The organism is Rhodococcus sp. 05-2254-5 (genome assembly GCF_002258575.1).
GTDB lineage: Bacteria > Actinomycetota > Actinomycetes > Mycobacteriales > Mycobacteriaceae > Rhodococcoides > Rhodococcoides fascians.
This window is the reverse complement of record NZ_NOZG01000007.1, coordinates 362,634-388,598: the sequence shown is the minus strand read 5'-3', so window position 1 is coordinate 388,598 and position 25,965 is coordinate 362,634. Positions and strand designations below refer to the sequence as shown.

The 25,965-nt window shown below is 65.5% G+C and carries 22 protein-coding genes; 9 read left to right on the top strand and 13 right to left on the bottom strand.

Annotated elements, in window-relative coordinates:
• Positions 1-16: 16 nt before the first annotated feature.
• Positions 17-640, bottom strand: a complete 624-nt coding sequence (locus CH278_RS07130; protein WP_032367318.1) for a TetR/AcrR family transcriptional regulator — start codon at positions 638-640, stop codon at positions 17-19.
• A gap of 105 nt (positions 641-745) precedes the next feature.
• Here CH278_RS07130 and CH278_RS07125 point away from each other — a divergent pair, with 105 nt between their 5' ends.
• The 9 genes from CH278_RS07125 (at position 746) to CH278_RS07085 (ending at position 14,702) form a co-directional block, all read left to right on the top strand.
• The gene (locus CH278_RS07125; RefSeq protein WP_032391863.1) at positions 746-2,770 is read left to right on the top strand and encodes an amidase; all 2,025 of its coding nucleotides are present in this window, start codon (positions 746-748) and stop codon (positions 2,768-2,770) included.
• A 2-nt stretch (positions 2,771-2,772) separates the two neighbouring features.
• A complete protein-coding gene (locus CH278_RS07120) occupies positions 2,773-4,014 on the top strand; it encodes an MFS transporter (protein WP_094621534.1) in 1,242 nt (413 codons plus the stop codon).
• On the top strand, positions 4,011-5,672 hold the full coding sequence (locus CH278_RS07115) for an amidohydrolase (protein ID WP_094621533.1): 1,662 nt from the start codon (positions 4,011-4,013) through the stop codon (positions 5,670-5,672). Before CH278_RS07120 ends, CH278_RS07115 begins: the two co-directional genes overlap by 4 nt.
• The gene (locus tag CH278_RS07110; RefSeq protein ID WP_094621532.1) at positions 5,665-8,550 is read left to right on the top strand and encodes an aminotransferase; all 2,886 of its coding nucleotides are present in this window, start codon (positions 5,665-5,667) and stop codon (positions 8,548-8,550) included. The genes CH278_RS07115 and CH278_RS07110 overlap by 8 nt, the downstream gene beginning before the upstream one ends.
• Positions 8,551-8,617: 67 nt before the next feature.
• A complete protein-coding gene (locus CH278_RS07105; protein ID WP_094621531.1) occupies positions 8,618-9,547 on the top strand; it encodes an aldo/keto reductase in 930 nt (309 codons plus the stop codon).
• 328 nt (positions 9,548-9,875) lie between these two features.
• Positions 9,876-10,916 (top strand): ABC transporter substrate-binding protein, encoded by a 1,041-nt coding sequence (locus tag CH278_RS07100; RefSeq protein ID WP_370878652.1) that lies wholly within the window; start codon positions 9,876-9,878, stop codon positions 10,914-10,916.
• A 140-nt stretch (positions 10,917-11,056) separates the two neighbouring features.
• Positions 11,057-12,217, top strand: a complete 1,161-nt coding sequence (locus tag CH278_RS07095; protein ID WP_032366847.1) for an ABC transporter ATP-binding protein — start codon at positions 11,057-11,059, stop codon at positions 12,215-12,217.
• Positions 12,217-13,941 (top strand): ABC transporter permease, encoded by a 1,725-nt coding sequence (locus CH278_RS07090; protein WP_094621530.1) that lies wholly within the window; start codon positions 12,217-12,219, stop codon positions 13,939-13,941. Before CH278_RS07095 ends, CH278_RS07090 begins: the two co-directional genes overlap by 1 nt.
• Complete coding sequence (locus CH278_RS07085) at positions 13,938-14,702, top strand: SDR family NAD(P)-dependent oxidoreductase (RefSeq protein WP_032366848.1); 765 nt, start codon at positions 13,938-13,940, stop codon at positions 14,700-14,702. Before CH278_RS07090 ends, CH278_RS07085 begins: the two co-directional genes overlap by 4 nt.
• A 30-nt stretch (positions 14,703-14,732) precedes the next feature.
• Here the strand turns inward: CH278_RS07085 and CH278_RS07080 are convergent, their stop codons facing one another.
• The 12 genes from CH278_RS07080 to CH278_RS07025 form a co-directional block, all read right to left on the bottom strand.
• Positions 14,733-15,749 carry an MBL fold metallo-hydrolase gene (locus CH278_RS07080; protein WP_094621529.1) on the bottom strand — a complete coding sequence of 339 codons (1,017 nt, stop codon included), beginning with the start codon at positions 15,747-15,749 and terminating at the stop codon, positions 14,733-14,735.
• Entirely contained in the window at positions 15,746-16,081 is a 336-nt protein-coding gene (locus CH278_RS07075; RefSeq protein WP_094621528.1) for an EthD family reductase, read from the bottom strand. Before CH278_RS07075 ends, CH278_RS07080 begins: the two co-directional genes overlap by 4 nt.
• A 71-nt stretch (positions 16,082-16,152) precedes the next feature.
• Positions 16,153-16,776: a TetR/AcrR family transcriptional regulator gene (locus CH278_RS07070; RefSeq protein WP_032366851.1), complete on the bottom strand. Its 624-nt coding sequence runs from the start codon at positions 16,774-16,776 to the stop codon at positions 16,153-16,155.
• Between the two features lie 42 nt (positions 16,777-16,818).
• Positions 16,819-18,336 (bottom strand): class I adenylate-forming enzyme family protein, encoded by a 1,518-nt coding sequence (locus CH278_RS07065; protein WP_094621527.1) that lies wholly within the window; start codon positions 18,334-18,336, stop codon positions 16,819-16,821.
• Positions 18,333-19,409, bottom strand: a complete 1,077-nt coding sequence (locus CH278_RS07060) for an alcohol dehydrogenase catalytic domain-containing protein (protein WP_094621709.1) — start codon at positions 19,407-19,409, stop codon at positions 18,333-18,335. Before CH278_RS07060 ends, CH278_RS07065 begins: the two co-directional genes overlap by 4 nt.
• On the bottom strand, positions 19,409-20,167 hold the full coding sequence (locus tag CH278_RS07055) for an SDR family NAD(P)-dependent oxidoreductase (RefSeq protein ID WP_032366853.1): 759 nt from the start codon (positions 20,165-20,167) through the stop codon (positions 19,409-19,411). Before CH278_RS07055 ends, CH278_RS07060 begins: the two co-directional genes overlap by 1 nt.
• Positions 20,168-20,211: 44 nt before the next feature.
• Positions 20,212-20,970, bottom strand: coding sequence for an SDR family NAD(P)-dependent oxidoreductase (locus CH278_RS07050; RefSeq protein ID WP_094621526.1), 759 nt, complete (start codon positions 20,968-20,970; stop codon positions 20,212-20,214).
• Positions 20,967-22,169, bottom strand: coding sequence for an acyl-CoA dehydrogenase family protein (locus CH278_RS07045; RefSeq protein ID WP_032366855.1), 1,203 nt, complete (start codon positions 22,167-22,169; stop codon positions 20,967-20,969). Before CH278_RS07045 ends, CH278_RS07050 begins: the two co-directional genes overlap by 4 nt.
• Before the next feature lie 30 nt (positions 22,170-22,199).
• A complete protein-coding gene (locus CH278_RS07040; RefSeq protein ID WP_094621525.1) occupies positions 22,200-23,159 on the bottom strand; it encodes a phosphotransferase family protein in 960 nt (319 codons plus the stop codon).
• Positions 23,156-24,364, bottom strand: coding sequence for an acyl-CoA dehydrogenase family protein (locus CH278_RS07035; RefSeq protein WP_256991877.1), 1,209 nt, complete (start codon positions 24,362-24,364; stop codon positions 23,156-23,158). Before CH278_RS07035 ends, CH278_RS07040 begins: the two co-directional genes overlap by 4 nt.
• A gap of 25 nt (positions 24,365-24,389) precedes the next feature.
• Positions 24,390-25,541, bottom strand: a complete 1,152-nt coding sequence (locus CH278_RS07030; protein ID WP_094621524.1) for a thiolase family protein — start codon at positions 25,539-25,541, stop codon at positions 24,390-24,392.
• A complete protein-coding gene (locus CH278_RS07025; protein WP_032386462.1) occupies positions 25,538-25,927 on the bottom strand; it encodes a Zn-ribbon domain-containing OB-fold protein in 390 nt (129 codons plus the stop codon). Before CH278_RS07025 ends, CH278_RS07030 begins: the two co-directional genes overlap by 4 nt.
• Positions 25,928-25,965: the final 38 nt, after the last annotated feature.

The following is a 25,965-nucleotide window of genomic DNA, read 5'->3' as shown; positions in this document are numbered from 1 at the left end:
AACACGGGTCTCGATCTCACCGCCGGGGGCGCGCCGATGCGACGAGCATCGCCAGACCCATCTCGAAGGCGCGGGTGGCAATGGGATCGTCGGCATCCTCGTGTTGGACGGTCTCGTAGGCCGCGGCCAACCGCGGGAAAGCCTCCTCCTGGCCGGCAGGATCGAATACGACACTCGGGCCGGACATGTCGAGGACACTGCCGAGGATGAACGATTCGAACGCGGTCAGCAGAGGTAACACATCCCTGCTCGCCCAGCCCACCGCCTCTGCGGCAACAGAGAAATCCTCGTACTCCGCCAACAGCACCGGGGTCGATGCGCGTGTGGTCATGAGGAGGGGAACGGCGCGGTGATGCTCCGCGAATGCCAATCGATAGGACCTCGCCCATTCGACAAGGCCTTCCTCCCACGGCAATTCGCGTAGCGGTGCCGAGTCGATTCGGGCCGAGACCAGAGCTCGGACGTCTTCGATCATCGCCGCGCGGTCGGCGACGTGGTTGTAGAGGGAAGTGGGGTTCACGCCCAATTTCAGCGCCACGCCCCGCATGCTCGCACCGTCGGCTCCGTGCCGATCGACCAGGGCCAATGCGGTGCGGGCGATCAGGTCACGGCTGAGAATGGCGCGAGGTGGTCGTGCCATGGTCGCCTCCTCTCGGGCGGTCGTCGAGTACGGACAGCCTTGCATGTCGGGATTTTTTTCGATTCACCCGTTCCCAAAACCGACAGTGTGTGTTTTAGTTCTGTCATGACTTCTTCTTCCTTCACCGTGGTCGAGGCCGATGTCGCCGGCGTTTCCGCCGCGCTCGCCGAGGGCACTGTGACGAGCGTCGAACTGGTAGCGCGTTACCTCAATCGAATCGGGCACTACGACCGCACCGGCATCAGCCTCAACGCCGTCCCGGTACTGAACCCCGACGCGTTCGAGGAAGCCCGCGCAGCCGACCGGCGCCGGAGCGCTGGGCAGACTCTCGGCCCGATGGACGGAATCCCCTACACCGCCAAGTCCAGCTACAAGGTGCGCGGTCTTCCGGTGACGGCCGGCTCGCCCGCATTCGAGACCCTCGTCGCGACCGACGACGCCTTCGCCGTGGCCCAGCTGCGAGCGGCAGGCGCGATCTGCCTGGGCCTGACCAACATGCCGCCGATGGCAGCGGGTGGAATGCAGCGCGGACTCTACGGACGCGCCGAAAGTCCCTACTCCGCACAGTTTCTCACCTCGGCGTTCGGCTCGGGATCCTCCAACGGCTCGGGTACGGCGACAGCTGCGAGTTTCGCCGCCTTCGGGCTCGCCGAGGAAACCTGGTCCTCGGGCCGCGCACCCGCGTCGAACAATGCGCTCGTCGCCTACACGCCCTCTCGCGGGGTGATCTCGGTGCGGGGCAACTGGCCGTTGGTGCCCACGATGGATGTCGTTGTGCCGCATGCCCGTACAGTCGACGACCTACTGCACCTACTGGACGTGGTCGTGGCCGACGACGCGGTCACCGAGGGCGACCTGTGGCGCATGCAGGAGTGGGTGTCGATCCCCCCGGCCTCGGATGTTCGGCCCACGTCCTTCACCGAATTGCCGCCACTGCCGTTGCAGGGGCTCCGGCTCGCCGTACCTCGCCTGTACGTCAACGGCGATCCCGACAGCGCATATCCGATCCACACCCGCGATTCGGTGATGACCCTGTGGCAGACCATGCGTGACGATCTGGTGGCTGCAGGCGCAGAAGTGATCGACACCGACTTCCCCGTCGTGGAGAACTACGAAGGCCTGCACCCGAACTCGCAGACCATGGTCGACCGCGGTCTCGTTCCCGCCGCGTTCCTCGAACGCGAGCTGGAAGAACTCTCGGTGTGGGCGTTCGACAGCTTCCTGGCCGCGAACGGTCAGTCCGGCCTGCGCGGCCTGGCCGAGACCGACGGGGCGCGCATCTTCCCGCATCCCACGGGCGCGCTACCCGATCGCTACGGCATTCTGCCGTTCGACACGGCCTACGATCTGGCGGACTACGTTCCCATGGCGAAGGCAGGGGTGACGCCGTTCGATCGCATTCCGTCGGTGGAGGCCGGCATGCGTGGATTGGAAGAGGTCCGCCGCGTCGACTTCGAGAAGTGGTTGCAGGACAACCGGTTCGACGCAGTCGTCTTTCCGGCCGTCGCCGATGTCGGTCCCGCCGACGCCGATGTCGACGTCGCGTCCGCCGACATCGCCTGGCGCAACGGGGTCTGGGTGGCCAACGGCAATCTCGTGCCCCGCCACCTCGGCATACCCACCGTCACCGTTCCCATGGGGTCGATGAGCGACACGTCGATGCCGGTCGGGTTGACCCTGGCCGGTGCTGCCTACTCCGATTCGACCCTGCTGCGTCTCGCCCGTTCGATCGATGCCCTCGGGGCACGCCGTGTGGCTCCCGCACGCACCCCGGCACTGACCGACGAGCACGTGTTCGACGGCATCGTCGGTGCCGGTGACTCAAATGCCTCCATCGCAGTGACCGACGTGCAGATTAGGCCGGGATCCGCGGGCGACGAACTCACCTTCGCCGTCCGGATCGACGGCGGTTCCATCGACGACGTACAGGCTTTCGTCGACGGAGTGCGGGTGCCGCTCCACACGACGGGCAGCGCCGTCACCGGGACAGTGTCGATTCCGCCGGGTTCGTACGACACCCTGCACAGTGAGTGGCGGGCACCGTACGGTCCCCTCGTCGTCGCCGTCGCCCGCTGCGCAGACGGTGGTGTCGCCGGTGCCATGGCGACCACCGACGGATCGCCTCTCTGATCATGACCATTCCACTGACGCCCGACGCCACCCGGCTTCCACTGAACACTCGACGAGCGACGTCGACATTCGGTATGTCCGTACTCGGCCTGCTGACCGCAAACTTGTTGCCGTTCATGGTGATCGCACTCCAGGACTCCCTCGGCGTCAGCGTCGCCGAGGCGGGGACCATCATGACGGGCTCGCTGCTCGCCACCGCGCTGGCCTGTATCGCCGTCACCCGACTGGCCGAGGGGTCGCGGCGGATCGCGGTAGCCCGAGTCGGCCTCGTGGTGACCGCACTCGGATTCGGTGTCGCTGCGTTCCCGCTCGGTGCCACCGTCACCGTCGTCGGCGTCATCGTCGGAGGTGCGGGAGCCGGCGGCGCACTGGCCGCGAGCGGTGCAGCTCTGGCGGCACTGCGCAATCCCAACAGGATGTCGGCCGCCAACGGACTCGTCAACCGAGCCGTCGTGACCCTCGTCCTCGCGGTGATCCCGCTGGTCGGGGTCGGCCTGGGCAGTGTCTACGGATTCGTCGCGGCTCTGGCGGTCGTTCTCCTGGTGACGTCGGGTTGGTTGCCCGCCGCACCCGTACTCGACTCACCCGACCCGGTGCGACGGGCTGTGGAGCCGCCGGCCTCGGTCGGCACGCGGCGCATCACAGTTGCCGGAGTGTCCCTGCTGGTGATGTACGCGGTGTGGGCGATCAGCGAGGATTCACTCTGGGCGATCGCAGGCACCATGGGCGCAGACAATGCGCAGCTGAGCGACGCAGCACTCGGTGTAGTTCTCAGCGCATCCAGCGCAGGGGGATTCTTCGCCGCCCTCGTGCTCATCCTGCTCGGCGACCGGGTGGGCCGCGCACTTCCGATGGCGGTCCTACTGATCGTCGGTGGTGCCCTGAAACTCGGTACGTCCCTCGCCACCGATCCCACGGTGTACGGCGTGCTCCTCGTCGCGTGGAACTCGGTGTACCTGGCGGCCTTCCTGTTCTTTATCGCCACCGCGGCCGCACTGGATGCCAACGGCAGATTCTCGGGTCCCTCGCTCGGCGTGTATCTCGTGGGTACCAGTTTCGCTCCAGCGTTCGGTGGTTGGCTCGTGGAGTCGTTCGGCTACAGCACATTCGGCTGGGTCGTAGGCGTGGCCAGTTGGTTGTTGGTCGTACCGGTCGTTCTCGTCGCACGATTGTCCACCCGCGTCGAACAGGCAGAAAACCAAGCACGGCAATCGGATTCGCTACCGCAGGAGACATCTCGATGACAACCCCGACCACCCGGACCGCACTGGTGAACGGCAGGATCCTCAGTTCCTCCGGCACCCTGGAGGCCGTCGCCGACGGTACCTTGGCCGAGGCCGATCGTGTGGTGATCGACGGCGACCACATCGCCGAGGTGCACCTGCCCGGCACCACACACGCGGCGTCAGCCGACGTCACGGAGGACCTCGAAGGCCGCTTCGTCCTCCCCGGATTCGTCGACTCGCACGTACACCTGTTGTGGCTCGGCGCCGGGCTCAGCAGCGTAGCCCTCACCGACGCAGGCGATCTCGCGGAGATTCGACGCCGGCTGGTCGACGCACGAGAATCCCTCGGCTCCGAGGCGACCATGCTGCGCGGCCGCGGCTGGCTCTTCGATGCCATCGACGGTGAACCCACCGCAGCCATGCTCGACGAGGTCGTCTCGGACATTCCGGTGTTCCTCGACTCCAACGACATGCACTCGATCTGGGTCAACACCGCCGCACTCGAAGCGATGGGAATCGACGCGACGACAACGGATCCGGCCGGTGGTCGAATCTCGCGTCTCCCCGACGGCTCACCCGCCGGAATGCTGTACGAGCGCGCCGCGCACGAATTGGGTTGGGCCTTCCTGTCTTCGGTCACCTCGAACCAGGATCGAGAGCGACACATAGGGCGTGCGCTCGACGCGTTCGCGGCCGCCGGTGTCACCTCGGTCGTCGACATGGGGATGGACGAAGACGGCTGGCGCGCGCTGTGCGGTGTCGCGCAGCGCTCGGGAGGCCGGCTACCGGTCCGTGTCTCGGCACATTGGCTCGTCGTCGATACCGGTGACGCGCAGCGCAATCTGGACCAGGTGAACCGTGTTCTCGAGCTGCGGAACGACCCGACACCGTGGCTCGAGCTCGTCGGTATCAAGCTCGTACTCGACGGTGTCATCGACGCGTGTACCGCAGCGTTGAACTACCCGTACGCCAACGGCACCAACGGAGACCTGCTGTGGAGCGCCGAGGCCCTTCTACCCGTCGTCGTCGCCGCGGATGCTGCACAACTGCGTCTGGCCATCCATGCCATCGGCGATCTGGCCAGCGACATGGCCCTCGATGTTCTCGAGGAGATGATCGACGTCAATCCGCCGTGGGATCGACGACCGCGGCTCGAGCACCTCGAAATCGTCAGCGCTCGGACACCCGACCGAATGGCTCGGCTGGGCATCACGGCATCGGTACAGCCGGTGCACTCCGACCCTGCGATCCAACCGAACTGGCGCGCCCAGTTGGGCGACGACCGCGTCGAACGCGGCTACCCGTGGACGTCGTTCACCGCTGCGGGGGCCCGCCTGGCGTTCGGCACCGATGCCCCGACCGCGCCCCACGAGGCGCTGGCGAATTTGTACATCGCCACGACGAGACGCTCGGCCACCGACCACTCGCTACCACCGAACGAGCCGCAGTTCGCGGTGCCGCTCGACGCCGCCCTACGCCACGCGACATTCGACTCCGCCGCGTCCTTCGATGCCGATTCGCGGGTCGGTCGAGTGCAACCCGGCATGTACGCCGACCTCGTCGTACTGGACGGTGACGTACTCGACGGAGGCAATCTGTTGGCTGTGTCGGTCGTGCGCACCATCGTCGGCGGCAAGACCGTGTTCGAGAAAGAGACCGAGGAAACCCATGTCTGACAACGTGTTCGACTTTTTCGCCCAGCCCGAGCTACCGACGCCGACCCTCGAGTCCGACGAGGTCCGTAGGCTGATGGACGAAAACTTCGGATTGGCATGCACCCTCACCGAACTCGGCAGCCAGCAGGACCAGAACTTCGTGGTTCGCGACATCGACAGCGGCGCCCCGGTCGGCGTCCTCAAGCTCAGCAACCCGGTGTTCAGCGAGTCCGAGATCGAGTTGCAGGACCTCGCCGCAAGCATCGTTGCCGAGCGAGAGCCGACGCTGCGTACCCCCAAGGTGGTCGTCGGCCCGCGCGGACCTATGTCCGCATGGTGGAACTCGTCGCAGGGGCGCATCCACGGCCGTGTCATCGAATTTATCTCGGGCACAACGCTGATGGGCTCGAACTATCTCTCCCCCGCCACGACCGCGCGGATGGGTGAACTCGCAGGAAAGGTGAGCGTCGCACTCTCCGATGTCGACCACCCGGCGTCGGGCCGGGTGCTGCAATGGGATCTGCGCCATGCCGATCGCGTCATCGCGACGCTGTTGCCCGACGAGCCGGACCAGGATGTCAGCGATTTCATCACCGACGTCACCGCATCGGCCTTGCGTCAGTTGCATTCGGTGTCGGCCGACCTGCCACTTCAACTCGGTCACTTCGACATCACCGACGACAACGTTCTCGCGCCGACGGCACCCGGGTCGCTCCCCGACGCCGTCATCGACTTCGGCGATGTCAGTCGATCGTGGGCGGTCAACGAAATTGCGGTGACCTTGTCCTCGCTGCTGCACCACGACGGCTTCGCGCCGGTCGACGCACTGCCCGCCATCCGCGCCTTCCATGCCGCACGTCCGCTGAGCGAGAACGAGATCGAGGCACTGTGGCCATTGGTCACCCTGCGCGGAGTGGTCCTCGTACTCAGCGGCCGTCAGCAGGTATGCCTCGACGCCGGGAACTCGTACGCCGACTCCGCGCTGGATCGCGAATTCCGCATCCTCACCCAAGCAGCATCGGTGCCCTGCGCCGTGATGACCGAAACCATCCGTCGGGCACTGGGTTTGGACGCCCGGCCGCGACCGACCTGGCAGGGCGAACCGTTGGTCGCCGGTATGTCCGACGCCGTGACCATCGACGCGGGCACCACGTCGACCGTCAACGACGAAGGGCGCTGGCTCGACCGACACACCCTGACGGCCGCCGCGCTTGCCGCACTCGATGCAGGCGCTCCCGCCGCAGTGGTACCTGCGTGGTCTGCTCGGCTCACCGGTGGACCCAGCCGCACTCCCACAGAGCCGGCCACGATCTCGACTGCGCTGACCATCTGGCTCGCCCAGGACACCACGCTCGACGTACCTGCAGACTGCTACAACACGCACACCGACGACGGCATCACGGTCACGTCCGGTGACGACGCCGTCCACTTCGTGGGCGTACCGAACTCACCGAATACCCTTGTGCTGCCGGCGCGTACACCGATCGACGTTCAGCTCACCCGATCGAACTCGGGGCCGATACCACTGCGCGTCGAGCCCTCGTACTCCCACGGTTGGTCGGTACTCGCCGGTGACCCAGCGCCGGCACTCGGGCTGCCCGCTACCGTCGTCGCCCCCGAGGACGACACCCTCGAGCGCCGCGAACGGCTGCTCGCCGAGGTCCAGGAGCACTACTACGCGGAGCCGCCCCGCATCGAGCGGGGATGGCGTGAGTATCTGGCCGACGTCGACGGCCGGGTCTATCTCGACATGGTCAACAACGTCGCCTCCGTCGGCCATGCCCACCCGAAGGTGGTGGCGGCCGCCCATCGGCAGATGCAACTGCTGAACACCAACTCGCGCTTCAACTATCGTGCGATCACGGAATTCGCAGAACGCATCACCGCGACCCTCCCCGACGAACTCGACACCGTGTTCTTCGTCAACTCCGGTTCGGAGGCAACCGATCTCGCCATCCGGATCGCGATGGCCGCGACCGGACGTACCGATATCGTGGCCATGAAGGAGGCCTACCACGGGTGGACCTTCGCCAGCGACGCCGTCTCGACCTCGATAGCCGACAATCCCAATGCCCTTGCCACCCGGCCGGACTGGGTACACACCGTCGATGCCGCGAACTCCTACCGAGGAAAGCACCGCGGTGACGACGCCTCGAGGTACGCACCCGAGGCCGTACAGTTCATCGACGACCTGGCTGCGGCAGGCACTCTCCCCGCCGGGTTCATCTGCGAGTCCTACTACGGCAACGCCGGAGGAGTCGCACTTCCCGACGGCTACCTCCAGCAGGTCTACGCCGCCGTCCGCAAGCACGGTGGCGTCGCGATCTCCGACGAAGTGCAGGTCGGTTACGGCCGCCTCGGCGAATGGTTCTGGGGCTTCGAGCAGCAGCAGGCGATTCCCGACGTCATCGCAGTCGCGAAATCCATCGGTACCGGCCAACCCGTCGGCGTCGTTGTCACCACCCGAAAGATCGCCGACCGCTATCGCACCGGTGGCTACTTCTTCTCCTCCACGGGCGGATCCCCGGTGTCGTCGGTGATCGGTCTCGCCGTGCTCGACGTCATCCAACAAGAGGGGTTGCAGGAGAACGCGCGTGTGGTCGGTGGCCACCTGAAGTCTCGACTGCAGGCCCTCGCGACCGAGCACCCCATCGTGGGCACGGTGCACGGCTCAGGGTTGTATCTCGGACTCGAATTCATCCGCGACCACTCCACACTCGAGCCCGCCACCGAGGAAACCGAGGCCATCTGCAATCGACTCCTCGAACTGGGAGTGATCATGCAACCGACCGGCGACCACCAGAACGTGCTCAAGATCAAACCGCCCCTGTGTGTCTCGAAGGAATCGGTCGACTACTTCGTCGACTCGTTGAACAGAGTCCTGACCACTGGCTGGTAAACGGCGAATCGGCTCCTCGGTTTCGCGGAGAGGCTCCGCGGGCGGCAGTGATGAGAGTATTCAGGGCATGACGCAACTCGGTCTCGGACTTGCCGCACTCGGACGCCCGGAGTATCTGACCATCGGGCATTCGTGTGCGGTGGACGGGCGGTTCGACCCGGCTGCGCTCGAGCAACATTGCCACGCAGTACTGGACGCCGCCTGGGACAGTGGCATTCGGCACTTCGACGTCGCCCGCTCCTACGGTCTGGCCGAGCAGTTCCTCGGCAGCTGGTTGTCTGCCCGTCCGAACCGGCGCGAGGAACTCGTGATCGGGTCGAAGTGGGGCTACGCCTATGTCGCCGACTTCCAGCGGGGCGCGGAGGTACACGAGGTCAAGGAACACTCGGTCGCACGCCTGGCCGAACAGTGGCCGCAGACCGTGCGCGACCTCGGCGGAACGCCCGACCACTACCTGATTCACAGCGTCACCCCGGACAGCCCTGCCCTTCGCGACGCAGCCCTGCTCGACGATCTACGCGCGCTGGCAGCCGGTGGCACCCGCATCGGCATCAGCACCAGCGGGCCGCACCAGGCCGATGTCGTGCGTGCCGCGCTCGCTACCGGGGTGTTCGGCTCGGTGCAGTCGACGTGGAACCCCCTCGAACCGTCCGTCGCCCCCGCCCTGGCGGAAGCGCACCAGGCCGGCTGGTTCGTCGTCGTCAAAGAGGCGATGGCGAACGGTCGACTTGTCGCTGAGAACTCCGCACTCGCCGCGCTCGCCGACTCGGCCGGAGTCGGCCGCGACGCGCTCGCACTGGCCGTCGCCCTCGCGCAACCGTGGGCCGATGTGGTGCTGTCCGGTGCCGCCACGGTGGCGCAACTCGAACAGAACATCGCTGCGCTCTCCATCGACCGCGCCGTGATCGCGGCCGGCGACCTGAGCATTGCCGACCTGGACATCGCCGAGTCGCCGCAGAGTTACTGGGACAACCGCTCCCGCATGGCCTGGACCTGACCTCTGCCCACCTTTCCTGAATCGGCTCCTCCCATCCGAATGTCGGACGCCGATCGGTGTCGCATATTCGAAACCGAGGAGCCGAACCGGCTCGGCATTCGAGCATGTCGAGGTAGAGCGGCCCGTCACCCCCGCCCCCACCTGGTGATTGACATCACACGCACCGGCGGCTATCTTTCAAACTGACATCAGTTCAGTTTGATGGAACATTGCAGCCACCTCGAGCACGTGGGTCGAGTCTGCGATCGGATGTCGACACGACTCCACGTCTTACGACGACTCGCCGAGTCCGCGGGAAGTTATCGACGTGCCCGAAAGGAACGCAGGCATGAACAAGTTCAGGACGACGATGGTTGCCGTGGCAGCGACTGCTGCGTTGGTGGGCCTCACCGCATGCGGGGGATCGTCTTCCTCCGCGTCCGCTCCGGTCGAGGGCGATTGGGACGCAGTGGTCGCGGCCGCGAAGGAGGAGGGCAGCGTCATGCTCTACTCGAGCCAGAAGCCGGCCAACCTCGATGCCCTGACGGCGGCCTTCGAGGCGAAGTATCCGGAAATCTCGATGGAGTACGTGCGCGGCACCGACTCCGAAATCAACCCCCGCGTCGAGACCGAGAATCGGACGGGAACCGGCATCGCCGACGTCCACATGACGACCGACGCGTCGTGGATCCAGAACGCCTCCGAGTCCGGGAAGTTCTCGACCGAACTGGTCGGTCCCGATCTCGATGCGGCAGCGTTCGATCCGGCGAAGAGCGTGATGAACGATCGATTCTTCTTGACCAGTGCTGCGGTATTCGGTCTGGGCTGGAACACTGCGGCCGTTCCGGACGGCGTCAGTGCGCCCGAAGACCTGATCGACCCGAAGTTCCAAGGCAAGATCGGCATCGTGAACCCCACCGGATTCGCGTCGTACGTGGATCTGTACAAGTTCTACGCCAAGAACTTCGGTGAGGACTACTGGAATCAGATGGCCGAACTCTCGCCGCGGGTCTACCCCAGCGCACTCGCTGTGGCGCAAGCCCTCACCTCCGGTGAAGTGACGGTCAGTCCCATGGTGCAGCCGCTCGTCACCGAGGTTGCCGCAGGCGCACCGGTCGATTGGGCTCTGCCCGACAAGCCATGGGGAACACCCTGGTACTCGGAGGTTCTCAGCGCCTCGCAGCACCCCAACGCAGCACAGGTGCTCGCGAACTTCATGGTGACGGCCGAGGGGCAGCAGGCGTTGAACGGCGGATATGCAGCTGTCCTTCCCGACATCGAGGGAGCGGTCGCGCGAGCTCAGGACATCGCATCTCCCGACATCGACGAACTGACTCCCGAGAAGGTCGACCAGTACTCCCAGGAATGGCAGACCCTGTTCCAGGGCTGACTCTCCGCACACAGCACGAGAACGCAGACCGTCGCCTTGTGCGCGGAATGCGAAATGATTTGTGACAGAGACGAACACCGACGGTCGACGTACAGCGGCCGTCGGTGCACGCACACCGATGCTCCGAAAGCGAGTATGCAATGACCTCTCGATTCGCGGTCTCCGGACTGACGAAGACCTATGGTGCCAACGTCGTCGTCGACAGTCTCGACCTCGAGATCGAGCAGGGCGAATTCCTGGTCCTGCTCGGACCGAGCGGTTGCGGCAAGACCACGACCCTGCGGTGCCTCGCCGGGCTGGAGACCCCGCAGGGTGGTTCGATCTCGTTCGCGGGGCGGACCGTGTTCGACGCGGCGTCGAAAGTTCATGTCCCGGCGCACAAGCGAAACATCGGCATGGTGTTCCAGTCGTATGCACTGTGGCCGCACATGACGGTCGCCGAGAACATTCGGTACCCGCTGACGGTGCGCAAACTGAAGAAGGCAATTGCCGACGGTGCGGTCGAGACAGCCGCGAACATGGTCGACTGCGGTGCGTTGCTCGACCGGTACCCCTCGCAGCTCAGCGGTGGCCAGCAGCAACGTGTCGCGGTTGCTCGCGGGCTCGTGGCGCAACCGGATCTGGTGTTGTTCGACGAGCCCCTGAGCAATCTCGATGCGCGCCTGCGAGATCAGGTTCGATCGCAGATTCACCAGTTGCACCAACAGCTCGGTTTCACCGCGGTGTTCGTCACGCACGACCAGTCCGAGGCGTTCGCGCTCGGTGACCGTCTCGCGATCATGAAGGCCGGAAAGATCGAGCAGTACGACGAGCCCGAGCACGTCTTCGAGAATCCGGCTTCGGAGTACGTCGCCGCGTTCATCGGGATGGGTAATCGGCTCGAACTGCGGCGCGGCCACGACGGCTGGGTCACCAGTGGCTCGGACGTCATCGACCTACAGACGGCCACGGTGCGTGAGCGTGCCGACGAGGGCACTCGTGCCGTCGCGCGGTTCCGACCGGACGACGTGCTGTTGCACGACACTGCCGACCAGGTGCCGCCCGGAAACATTGCCCTGCACGCAGAACTGGTGACGTACGAGTACGGCGGTCGGTACTTCGACGTGGCGGTCAAGACCGGCGACGAGCAGTTGACGCTGCGAGCCTCGGCTACCGAACACAGTGCGGCGCTACGGCGTAGCAGTCCCGGACAACCCGTACTCGTCAGCTTCGCGCCGTCCTGTCTGCGGGTGTACGCGCTGCCCGACGCGTCGTCGGCCGCGAGCTCCGAGCTCGTCGGTTCCGCTGGAAAGACCTCGTGATGGCCACCGCAGTCGACGTCGAACGGCCCCAGACCGCCGAGACGCCCGCCAAGCGCTCACTGACGATCTCGCCGAATTGGCGGGCGCGAATCGGGTACGCCGCCGTCCTCGCTGTGTTGGCCTACCTGGTCGTACTCCCCATGGTGCGTCTGCAGATGCTCGCGTTCGAAGACGGAGCTGCCGGATACCGAAGCCAGTACGGCCGCTTCGACATCGGCGTCACCCTTCGAACCACGGTGGCGTTGGCGCTGGGTTCGTTGGTCATCGCGATGGTGCTGGGAACGCTGCTCGCCTTCGCTGCGAGCAGGCTTCCCGCCAAGCTCGGTTGGCTGCGTGTCATACCCATCCTGCCGATCGTGATGCCGGCGGTGGCCAGCGTGGTGGGGTGGGCATTCCTGCTCTCCCCCGGGCCCGGTTACCTCAATGTGCTCCTTCGACTGTTGCCGTGGTGGAGCGGATCGGACAGTGGCCCGATCGACGTGTACACCGTCCCGTGGATCATCGTTCTCACCGGCTTCGGTCTGACGTCGTTCGTCTACCTGTTCGTCAGTTCCGGCATGCAGAACATCAGCTCCGAGCACCTCGAAGCCGCTCAGGTCAGCGGATCGTCCACGGTCGGAATCTTTTTCAAGATCGTCCTCCCGCTGCTTCGACCGTCCCTCATCTACGGCGGCGGCATCGCGCTGCTCCTCGGACTCGGCCAGTTCACCGGCCCCCTGCTGTTGGGTGCGAACACCGGCGTCAAGGTGCTGACCACCGAGATGTACCGCCGGGTGTCGGAGTCCCCGTCGGACTTCGCGGCGGCAGCGGCCGCCGGCTCTCCGCTGGTGATCTTCGGACTGGTACTGGTCCTGGCACAGAAGGCGTTGCTGGGCAACCAGACTCGCTTCGTCACGCACGGCGGCAAGGCATTCGCTCCCTCCACCGGTAAGGCCACGTGGGCCACGGTCACCATCGTCGTGTTCGCGCTCTTCGCCTTGGTCATCCCGCTGGTGGGTCTGATCATCGTCTCGTTGACGCCGTACTGGTCGGGATCGCTGTCGCTGAGTCTGTTGACGCTGGACAACTTTCGGGCACTGATGGATACGACGGCGGTGGTGGAGTCGGTCCTGACCAGTGTGCTGACTGCACTGGGTGCGGTCGCGATCTGCATTCCGCTCGGCTACCTGATGGCAAACCTTCTCGTCCGCGGTCGTCGGTTCAGAATTCTCGCACTGCTCGCAGACCTCATGACCGCACTGCCACTGGGCATCCCGGCCGTGATCTTCGGCGTCGGGTTCCTGCTCACGTACACCGAACCGCCGCTGATCCTCTACGGAACCAGAACGGTGATCATCCTCGTGTACATCGTGCTGATGCTGCCCTTCTCGACGAGGATGCAAATGACGGCCATGCTGTCGCTCGGAAACACGTACACCGAGGCGTCGGCCACCAGTGGTGCGTCCCCGTTCGTGACGAATCTCCGAATCATGTTGCCGCTGATGCGTCCGACGATCCTCAGTGCCGTCGCGCTCATGTTCATTCTGCTGACCCACGAATTCGCTGCATCGCTTCTCGTGCGAGCGTCGACGACCCAGGTGATGGGCACGTTGCTGTTCGACATGTGGCAGAACGGTTCTTACCCACTCGTGGCCGCGATGGCCTTGCTCATGACTGCCGTCACCACGATCGGTGTCGCCGCGGCGATGCTCGTCGGCGGCCGCAACGTGCTCAGCAAGCTGTGACGGGCGTGCAGTCCCGGCTCCAGGACAAGGTCGTTCTCGTCACCGGAGCAACCGGAGGGATCGGTGCCGCGATCGTCGAGCGGCTGGCCTCGGAAGGCGCGGTGCTCGTGGTGACCGACGTCGACGGGGCCGCGTGCGGCGCACTCGTGGCGGACCGGGCCGACAGCGAACGCCATCTCCCGATCGCCCTGGACATCACCCGAGAAGATCAGTGGCACAGCGCTGTCGAGGCCGTGGCCGCGCAGTACGGCCGGCTCGACGCCGTGGTGAACAACGGTGCCATCGGCAGCCTCGGAACCGTCGTCGACGAGGATCTCGACCGGTACAACCGAGTCGTCGAAGTCAGTCAGACGGGGACGTGGCTGGGAATGAAGCACGCCGGTGCGTACGTCGAGCGATCGGGCGGAGGCTCCATCGTCAACATCTGTTCCATTCTCGGCAGCGTCGGCGGCCTCGGCAACAGCTTCGCCTACGCCGCGGCCAAAGGCGCTGTGCGCACGATGACCAAGAATGCAGCCCTGCACTGGGCCACCAAAGGTGTCCGCGTCAACTCCATCCACCCGGGTTTCATCGGCACCACGCAGCTGCTCGAACGCTACGAGGGATCCGAACGGCACAGCGCCATGATCGCGCACACCCCGATGGGTCGACTGGGAACAGGGGCCGAAGTGGCTGCTGCCGTTGCCTTTCTGGCCGGAGACGACTCCACGTTCGTCACCGGGACCGAGCTGTACGTCGACGGCGGCTGGACCTGCGATTGACCGCTCGGGCGGGCTGTCGGGGCGGATGCTTCAGCAGGTGGTGAAGAAGTCCACCCCGTTGGAGGTCCGCACCGACAGTCTGCCGCGCTGGACCAGAACATCGAGGTGCGCCAGCGTCTCGCAAGTCGCCACCATCTGATTGAAGCTGTCCAGAGTGGCGAACGACCGATCGTGCCGAGTCCACGTCAGGCCGGCCGCCACGTCCAACCCGGTTGCGCGAGCGGCCGATTCGACAACGCTCTCGGTAGCGGCGAGACGGCGATCGTGGTGTTCGAGCAACTGCCGGCAACGCTCGTGCACACCGGCACCCGGATGGCCGTGCGACGGCAACATCGTCCGGTCGGGTTCGTCGAGCATCATCGACAGAGACGTCAAATATTTGGCCAGCGGGAGATCCCACTCGCCGAGCTCGAACCCGATCGACGGCGTGATCGTGGGCAGAACGTGGTCTCCGGTGTAGCACAGGTTCCGGTCGGTGTCGTGAAACACCATGTGGCCCTTCGTGTGTCCGGGAGTGTGTGCAGCGACTACCGCATGGCCGGGAACGTCGAGGGGACCGGGTTGCAACCACGCGTCCGGTAGCTCCCAGTCCGCGGCGTCGAAGGGTTCGGCCTTCCCGCTCTCCGCTGCGATGCGAGCGATCTCGAACGCGCCCGCGCGCTCGAGTTCACGAATCGAGCTGACCGGAACGTTGCTGCGCAATCGACCGATCGCTTCGATGCCAGGTGCCTCTGCGGCACCGAGATGCACCCGCGTCCCGTATCGACGACGCAGCTCGACGGCGAACGTGTAGTGATCACGATGGACGTGAGTGACGTACACGTCGTGAATCTCCGACGGTCGACGCCCGATGCGACGCAACGCGTCGACGAGCTCGTCGTGCGTGGATGCCCGGTGCCAGCCGCCGTCGATCAGCGCCAGTCCCGTGTGAGTCTCCAGCACATAGACATTGATCGCACGCAGACCGTCCTGAGGCATCTGCAGAGGGACGCGATGAACGCCGTCTGCCACTGCGAAACAGCCCGGGTCGGCCCACGACGACGTCATCCCGCGTCGCTCGTGAGGGGCACCATCGTCTTCTCGTCGCCGTACCACATCATCCGTCGGCCACCCATGGTCCCGACGTGGTCGACGGCGGCCTTCCACTCGTCACTGGCCAGGGCCGCTTCGAGTGCGTCGCGCGACTCGAAGCTGAGCACCGACAAGCCGTCCCACCCTTGGGATTTGCTGCCGAATGCTTCGAGCAGTTCGGTGTGCTGCCAGCGGAGCAAGCCGGGCAGGGGGTACGTGACGTCGGCGTGCTCGCCGCGCCACCACGTGATGAACTGCTCGTGGGTCCACTCTTCCGGACGGGCGGCGACGAGTACCAGGTTGTACATATTTTCTCCTAAGTGAATTCTGTTCAGTTTGAATGACCACTAAAAGCCGGTGCGGACTCCGCTTGCGGGCGCTACTTGCGTACGACGCGGATGGCCGCGTCCGTGACCACGTCGGTGATCTCGTCGATCGTCAGGCGACCGTCGGGGCGGTACCACCGCCACACGCTGACCACCAGGGCGAGTACCAGCCGCGCGGACATCGTCGGATTCGACTCGGCGAACTGCCCCGCCTCGATTCCCCGGCCGACCAGGGCGGTCCAATCCCGCTCGATACGTTGGACCAGGGCGCGGCACTCGACTCGTTCGGCCTCTTCCTTCGCGGACTGACGTTCCGTCGCCAGGAGGTCCATGTGGTTGTGCAGAATGCGACGCGCCAAGGCGTCCTGAGGCGATGCGGCCAACGATGCGGCGATCGCCGCACGCAGTGCGTCCTCGGCATGCGTGACCCCCTCGGTGGCCGCGACGAACCGGGCGGCGGAGTCCGCGAGTTCGATACGCATGATCGTCAACAGGCAATGCGCTTTGGACTCGAAGTAGTGGTAAAGCGCAGTCTGACCGATACCGACCTCGTCGGCGATGGATGCCCACTTGGTGTGCTCGTATCCCACTTTGCCGAAGTGGTCGATAGCCGCCGACAGAATCCGCGTTCGCTTGGACCGCGGGCTCTCGCGCCGAACGTCGGTTCCTACGGTCATAATTGCCCCTACTGATAGAACGTATGCAGCCTCGGTCGGAGTTTACATTTTTCGATGTGAATTCGAGTCAGTTGCGGCCGCGAGCTGCCTGGCCAGCGCCGTCGCATCGGGACGGGACAGTTTTCCTACGCGATTCTGGGGTAGGTCGTCGACGGTGAAGACGAATTCCGGCCACTTCGACTTGGGGAAGTCGTCCTTGGCCAACTGCGCGGTGACGTCCTCGAGTTCGAGCTCCTCACCACCGGTGACCACGAGCGCTGCGGCGCGCTCCCCCAGCAGGTCGTCCGGTACCGGTACGACACAGACCTGCACGACGGACTGCAGCGAGGCGATCGCCGACTCGACCTCGTTGATGTCGATGTTGCGTCCACCACGAATGATGATCTGTTTCTGTCGACCCATGACGCGAATCGAGCCGTCCGATGCGACCTCCACCAGATCACCGGTCGGAAGAAAACCGTCGGGCGTCAGCTCGGGCGGGACCGGAGTGCCGGCCCGGGCATACCCGACGAACAGCGACGGGCCCTTGACCTGGGCGGCACCGATATCGTCCGCGGGGAGCGGACGGCCGTCCGAGTCGACGGCTCGCACGGTGGTGCCGGGAAACGGCCGACCGTCGCGTCCGAGGCGGATCGACACCGGGTCGTCGAGAGCGGGTGTCGTGTGGCCCAAGCACTCGGACATTCCGAACACCCGGAGGAACGTGGTGTGCAACCACTGTTCGGCCTTGGCGAGCGCGCGCTCGTTCATCGGTCCGCCGCCGACCGTCATGGCGCGCATCGTGTCCAGTGCGCCTTCGGAGTTCGGTGCGACCGAGAGCTGCAGCGCCATGGTCGGTACCAGCATCGTCCAGGCAATCCGGTGTTCCTTCGCTGCCCGCAGAGCCACCTCCGGGGACCACTTCCCGATGGCGACCATCGGACCTCCCAGTAGCGCAGGCAGATACATTCCGAAGCAGAATGCGGCAACCGACGACAGCGGAACGAAGGCACCGATCGCCTCGCCCGGGCGGAGACCGACGGCATCGATGGTGGATCGAGACGCATACCTGATCGCGTCCTCGGATTGCACCACGCACTTGGGCCGGCCGGTCGAACCCGAGGTCATCGCAATCGCATCGCCTCCGTTCCATCGCGCGACAGAGGCGAACGCACCACTCGTCGCTCGTACGCGGTACGAGCCGAAGGCGGGCTTGTCCACGGGAAATTGCTCGTCGGGCACACCCCAATGACGAAGGGCCTCGGGCGTTCCCACGACGACGTCCGGTCTGATGTCCTCGAGGGCCAGCGCGAACTCCGACTCCGTTGCGTGCGGGCTGACCACCGCGACCACACCGCCGGCGAGACCGACACCGAGGGCAGCCGCCACGGTGCCCCAGGTGTTGTCGGCCTGAATCACCACGGTCGGTGGGCTGGGGTCGATACCGCCGAACACGTCGGCGAGGGATGTCGCCGCCTCGACCACGGTCCGGATCGAGTGGCTGCCGTCCTCGTCGACGACGGCGATGGCATCGGGGGTCTGTTCGGCGCGGATGACCATCTCGCGGGCAAGCCGTTTCACTGGTGTGACTCTTTCCTGGTACGTGATGCGCTCATGTCGAGAACTGCACGGCCGGTGACGGATCCGTCTCGCAACCGGTCGTATGCAGAGATAGCCTCGGTGAAGGGGAAGGTGGTGATTTCGGCGCGCAGCAGGCCGTCCTGCGCTAGTGCGACAACGGCTTCGAGATCGGCATGCGTACCCCAGAACGGTGCATCCACCGTCCATCCTGCGGCCAGACCGACATCCTTCCCGACTGTCAGTCGACCGCCGGCGCTCCCTACCACCACGACAGAACCCCCGGAGCAAAGCAGGGCGGCCGCCGGGGCGGTCGTGGTCGGCGCTCCGACGAAGTCGAGGACGAGATCTGCCCCGTCCAGTGCCGTGAGCCGTTGCGTCGCAGCGGAAACGGACTCGTAGAACTCGTGCGCTCCCGAGGACTCGGCCAGGGCAGCAGCGTCGGCCTTGGAGTCGATTGCGATGATGTGCGGCACGCCCATGGTGCGCAGGATCTGCAGGGCGAGGTGGCCGAGACCGCCGACTCCGATCACGACCACGTTGCTTCGCTCGTCGATCACGGCGGAGTTGGTGCGAATGGCGTGATACGCGGTCAGTGCCGCGTCCGCCAGAGGCGCGGCTCCGAGAGGATCGAGATCACCGATCGGAACCAGTACGCGCTCGGACGGCACCAGCATCAGCTCTGCGATGCCGCCCGGGTACCCCAGACCGTTTCCGATGGGGGCCAGCCGGCCGTCGGGACGCCGAGCGAGGCTGCGACAGTAGTTCTCTCGGCCCCGCAGACAGTTCGGGCACGTTCCGCAGCTCCAGATTCCGTGTACGACCACGGCGCGACCGATCCAGGAAGGGTTTGCCGACGGTCCCGCCGAGACGACCGTTCCGGCCACTTCGTGCCCCAGCGTCAGCGGCAGGTCGTAGTCGAAAGTCTCTGCGCTCGAGTTCATCACGTGCAGATCGGATCCGCACAGTCCGGCTGCGTCCACCTGGATCAGAAATTGGTGCCCGGTCGGCACCGGGTCCGGCACCTCCTGGAACTCCGGTGCGCTCCCCCACTGATGGACCTGCACGGCCAACATCAGCGAGCAGTCCATCCGCCGTCGACCACCAGGGTCTGACCGGTCATGTAGGAGCTGGCGTCCGAGGCCAGAAACAGCACGGCACCGTCGATCTCGCCGTCGACGCCGCCGCGTCCGAGCATGGTGTTCCGCCGCACCCATCCTGCGGACTTGTCGTTGGTGAACAGGCCATCGGTCATCTCGGTATCGAACCACCCCGGCACCACGGCGTTGACGCGAATGCCTCGTCGACCCCACTGACCGGCCAGTTCACGAGTGAGGCCGAGCGTGCCTGCCTTCGACGCCGCGTAACTGGCACCGCCGATCGGTGCTGTGGACACCAGTCCGATCACCGAGGAGATGTTGATGATCGACGCTGTTGCCTCGATCGGCATCTTGCCGACCGCATAGGTGGCCAGATGGAACCCGGCGATCAGGTTGACGTCGAGGATGGACTGGAAACCGTCCAGTGTCTCGTCCTCGGCGTTGGGCGGACCGGGCTTGCCCGCGTTGTTGATCACGACGTCGAGCCGACCGTGTTCGTCGAAGCATCGGTCGACGAGAGCTCGCCGGTCGCTGTCGTCGGTGACGTCGCACCGCACTGGCACGATGGCCGGGATCTCGGCCGACAACGCTTCGAGCCGGTCGAGCCGTCGCGCGGCGGCGTACACCGTGGCACCTGCCGCGGCGAGAGCCCGGGCGAAACCGAGGCCGAGCCCCGACGAGGCACCGGTGACCACAGCGACGCGACCGGTCAGCGAGAACATGTCCTGGGTCATGTGTCCACTTCCAAACTGATTGTCGGACAATAGGAGTGATCAGGTCAGTAGACGGCGGTACGGCCGCCGTCGACCGGGATGATCGCGCCCGTCGTGTACCCGGCGTCGTCCGAGGCAAGATGGGTGATCAAGCCGGCGAGCTCGTCGGGCCGCCCCAGCCGCCCGGCCGGGAGCCGGTCGACGATCTTGCCGATGAACTCCTCGTCCCAGTTCTCGGACATGTCGGTGGCGAAACCGCCGGGCATCACACAGTTGACGCGCACCGTGGGCGCGTACTCCTGGGCGAACGCGCGGGTCAGCGCATTGAGCCCGTTCTTGGCTGCTGCATACATCGCCTCGGGTGGGCTGGGTCGCTCGGCACCGATGCTCGAAATATTGATGATGGACCCACCTCCGGCTGCCGCCATCCGGTTCCCGGCCACAGCCATCAGCCGGAACGGACCCTTGAGATTGACCTCGATCGTTTTGTCCCACAGCCCCTCGGTCACCGACACGAGATTCTCCGCCAGCGGCGCGATCCCGGCGTTGTTGACGACGATGTCGAGGCTCCCGAAACGAGAAATGATGTCGTCGACGGCCGGTTCGATGCTGTCCCAGTGCCCGACGTGCAGTGCGTACGGATGCGCGCTGCCCGGGCCCGCGTCACCCAGGCTCGAGACCGCGCTCTCGCAGGCGTCGAGCTTGCGGCTCGACACGATGACCGTCGCTCCCGCGTCTTTCAGTCCGCGTGCGATCGCCAGACCGAGCCCACGGCTCGCTCCCGTCACCAGAGCGACCTTGCCGTCCAATTTCGGTGTACTCATGCGTACCTCTTGACCTCGAGTCGGGCGATGGTCCGCAGATGGACCTCGTTGGGGCCGTCGGCAATCTGCAGAGCTCGGGTGATGGCATAGAGCCGAGCGAGAATGGTGTCGTTGCTGACTCCGGCCGCGCCGTAGGTCTGCACCGCTCGGTCGACGACCTTGTGGGCCACCTCCATCGCAGCCACCTTGATGGCCGCCACTTCCGAACGAGCCGAGGCATTTCCGGCGGTATCCATCAACCAGGCCGACTTGAGCACCAACAACCGGATCTGGTCGATCTCCAGGCGGCTGCGGGCAATCCACTCACGCACCACACCTTGATCGGACAACGGTCCGCCGAATGCCTGCCGCACGAGCGAGCGCCGACACATCATTTCCAGAGCACGCTCGGCCATGCCGATCGCCCGCATGGCGTAGTGCATGCGGCCTGGGCCGAGTCGCCCCTGGGCGATGGCGAATCCGTCGCCCTCCTCTCCCAGCATGTTGGCGGCGGGCACGCGCACGTCGGTGAACTGAACTTCGCCGTGGCCCAGACGATCCTGGAATCCGAACATGGGCAGGTCGCGCACCACCTCTACGCCGGGGGCGTCGGCCGGAACCAGAATCATGCTCTGCCGGCGGTAGGTGGAACTGTCCGGATCCGACTTCCCCATGAAGATCATGAGCTTGCAGTCGGGATCGAGAACGCCCGAGGTGTACCACTTTCGGCCGTTGACGACGTACTCGTCCCCGTCACGAGTGATGGTCGAGGTGATGTTGGTGGCGTCCGAGCTGGCGACATCGGGTTCGGTCATGGCGAACGCAGAGCGAATGGTGCAGTCCAACAACGGCTTCAGCCATTGTTCCTTCTGCTCCTCCGTGCCGTACATGGCCAGAATCTCCATGTTGCCGGTATCGGGTGCCGAGCAGTTGATCGCCTCGTTCCCGATGATGGAACGGCCGACGATCTCGGCGAGCGGCGCATATTCGAGATTGGTCAGTCCCGCACCGAGGTCGTCGTGGGTCATGAACAGGTTCCACAGCCCCAGATCACGAGCGCGTGCCTGCAGATCCCGCATGATCTGCGGTTGCTCGTGCGGATTGTCGTTCGCGGCGATCTGAGCGTCGTAGACACTCTCGGCCGGGTAGACGTGGTCGTTCATGAATGTCTCGAGCGTGGCCGACAATTCGGCCGTCCGCCGTGAGTAGGAAAAGTCCACTTCCGTGTGCTCCTGTCGAGTGATGGTGCGTCAGCGCGCGAGCAGTGCGGTGCCGGTGTCGATCAACCTGCGGATGGTCGCGGGCAGCTTTTCCTGATCCGGGTCGATGTGGCGCCCCTCGCGGTGCCGACGCAGGTTGTGTCCCATGATCGCCGCCATCTTGAGCCGTCCCAGGGCGTCGAACCATGTCATGTCCGGCAGCGCCGGACCGCTCCCGGTGTAGCAGGAGATCAGTTCGTCGGTACTGGGCAGACCGGGAACGTCGCGGCCCACCCCGGGAAAGTTGGTGCCGTCGGCGAATACCAGGAACCACCCCAGTTCGACGCGTGGATCACCTGCGCTCCAGATCTCCCAGTCGATCAGAGCCGCCGGCTCGAGACCGTCGGAAATGATGTTTCCCAACCGGTAGTCCCCGTGGACGAGTGTGGGTGTGATCGCCGCCGGAATGTCCCTGCGAAGCAGTCGAACCAACTCGTCGGCACCCTCCACGAGTTCCACCGGAACAGCTGCGAGCGTCTTGGACCACCGGTCCAATTCGTCTGCCGGCGAGAGGATGTTGCCTGCGTTCGGGATGGTCTCGAGCGGGACTGCGTGCAACGACGGCAATACCTCCGCCGCGCGCCGCATCCGAGCGGCCGCGATACTCGGTTCCACCTCGGGGTCGTCGAGCACCGGTTCGAGCGACTCGCCGACGACGAGCTCCATGGCGAACCAGGCCGGTTCCTGCTCGTCGACCGCCACGATTGCCGGTACCGGCACCGCTGTATCCGCCAACGCGCGCAGAATCGAAGCCTGCCGGAGCATGTCGTGCCGCCCGACCGAGCGCTGCCCTTCGGGGACCGCCTTGACGACGAAGTCGCCGCCGGACGTTCCCACCCGATAGGTCAATCCGGAATGGCCACCGAGGAGCGGTTCGAATGTGCTCACGGTGACGCCGAGCTCGGCGTCCAGCGCGGCGGACACGCGTGTGCGCAGGGAGGATTCGGTCATGGTCGTGGCTCTCTCGGCAGACCGAGCACGCGCTCGGCGATGATGTTGTGCTGAATCTCGTCGGTACCACCGGCAATTCGATAGCCCGGGGCTCCGAGTAGATGCTCGGACCACGCGAACGTGCCCCACCCTCCCGAGTCGGACGTCAGTTCACGCCCGAGCAGCAAGCGCGCGACTTCGGAGGTCCTGGCCATCGTGTCGGTGGCCAGCAGCTTTCCCAGTGACGCTTCCGGACCTGGATCGTTGCCCGCGATGACGGCACCGGCCACTCTCATGTTGCCGATTCGCTGCACGAAACTACGCGTCACCAGATCGGCTACGGCGTCGCGCTCGATCTCGGTCAGCTCGCGGCCGAGGTTCTGGGCAAGGGCCACAGCACGATCCGCGTTCGCCAGGCCGAGGTTTCCGCCGTCGAGGCGTTCGGCCGCAAGCACTGTCAGGGCAACCTGCCAACCCCTCCCGACCGGGCCCAGCCGAAGGTCGTCGCTCAGGTGCACCCCGTCGAGGTACACCTCGTTGAAGGAGCTGCCCCCCGTCATCTGGCGAATGGGACGTACGTCGACCCCCGGCGCGTCCATCGGGATCAGGAACATGGTCAGTCCGGCGTGCTTGGCGACGGTGGAGTCGGTGCGGCACAAAGCGACTCCGTAGTGTGCGACCCGCGCCCCCGACGTCCACACCTTGTGCCCGTCGATCGTCCACGAGCCGTCCTCGGCCTGGGTTGCGCGCGTCCGGACCGCGGCCAAGTCGGAACCCGCCTCGGTCTCGGAGAACAACTGACATGCGATGACGTCGGCCCGAAGCATGGCACGAACGAACCTGGTCCGCTGCTCCTCGGTTCCCCACTGCGCAATGGTGGGCGCAACCAACTGTTGAGTGACAGAGAACATCTCGGTCCTCTTGGGGACGTCGAACGTGTCCTCGACTCGCCGGAAGGCGAGTACGTACGACAGCGGTAGGTCGCGGCCACCGTACTCGACCGGGGAATTCAACGCGCCCCACCCCGCATCGAACTTCGCCTGCTCGTACGCCGCGATCTCGTCGGTGTGCGCCTGCTCTTCCTCCGCGGTCCAATTCTCGAAGACAGCGACCGTATCCGGCCCGTCGCCCCACACGGAGTCGGTGCGCGGCGCGGCCACGGTTGTCAGCCACGCCGTCGCCTGCTCGCCGAACTCGGCGATGTCCGGAATCGTTCGTTGTGTCACTGCATTACCTCTGGTTCGTCTCGGGTCAGACCGTCAGCACGGTGCAGGCACTGATGCCCGGCGCGCCGTACACGTGGGTGAAGCCGACACGCGGATCGCCCGGCACTTGGCGTTCGCCGGCTTCGCCACGTAGCTGGGTCACGATCTCGTGCACCTGGCGCAGACCGGAGGCTCCGATGGGTTCTCCGTTCGCGATGCAACCGCCGTCGGTGTTGATCGGCAGGCGCCCGCCGATGTCGGTTTCTCCGGCCGCGATCATGGCTTCTTGCTCTCCGGGCTCACAGAAGCCGCATTCGGCCATGTGCATGATTTCGGCACCGCTCTCGGTGTCCTGCAGCTGCGCGACGTCGACGTCACCCGGAGCGATACCGGCCTGCTCGAAGGCCGCACGTGCTGCGTCGGCGCTGACACTGGTGGGTTCGCCGTCGCCCTGAACGGAGGGGCTGAAGACCTCGAAGGACCCGAATCGGCGGGTCCGGTGGGTGATAGCGGCAATCTTGATCGGCCGACCGGTGGCTCGCGCGACGTAGTCCTCGCCGGCGACGACGATTGCGGCCGCTCCCTCACCGGGTGAGCAGAACATGTATCGAGTCAGTGGATCGTTGACCATGTCGGCTTCGGCGATCGTCGTGGCATCCATGGCCTCGCGACGCCAGGCGTTGGGGTTGAGAACTCCGTTGCGGTAGGCCTTTTCGGCGACCAGGGCCAGCGTCCGACTCGAGATGTCGTGCTGACGCATGTAGCGAGAGATCTTGGCACCGAAGAACTGGGTGGTCACCATCAGACCGGCCTCGCCGTAGCCGTCGGGTAGTCCCCACTCCGCCGGTCGTGGGTCGAACGCACCACGCGGGTGTTTGTCGAAACCAACTGCGAGCGCGACGTCCGCGGAGCCCGAGCGCACGGCGTTGACGGCCGAGAACAACGCGCTTCCGCCTGTTGCGCAACCGTTCTTGACGTTGGTGAACGGAATTCCGGTGAAACCCAGTTCGGCAACGAGAGTATCGGCCAGGCCCGAGCCGTCACTGCCACCGAACGCGACCTGAACGTCCGGCCAGGCCAGACCGGCATCGCGCAACGCGTTGCCGATCGCGGTGACGGCCATCTGGCGGCCGGACACTCCTGGCTGGCGACCGAACTTGGAGAGACCGGCACCGATGATCGAAACATTCTGTGTCACTGCGTGATTCCTGTCGATTCCGGTTGCGTGCCGAGCGCGTCGACAGCGAATCGGGGCACCGGCGCGGTGGACGTCAGACGCACCGGTGCCCCATCCAGTTCGTCGAAGCTCTCACAGTCGATGATCGCTTCGATCTTGATGCCCTCGGGCAGTTCCACGTAGCCGACTGCGAAGGGAACGAACCCGCCGACCGGTGGCACGTAGGGAGGAGACTTGGGCGAGAAACGCTGAATCGTATAGGCCCACAGGGTGCCTCGCGTACTCAACGTGATGTTCTCCGCAGTGGGTGTGGCGCACCTGCTGCACATCGCACTCGCGGGGAAAGCCACGGTGCTGCACACTGTGCACCTGCTGCCCTCGAGTGCGACGGCCGTTGCCTGCTCCATTGATGCTGCCTTTCGGGCTGTTCGGTCAGAACGCGGAC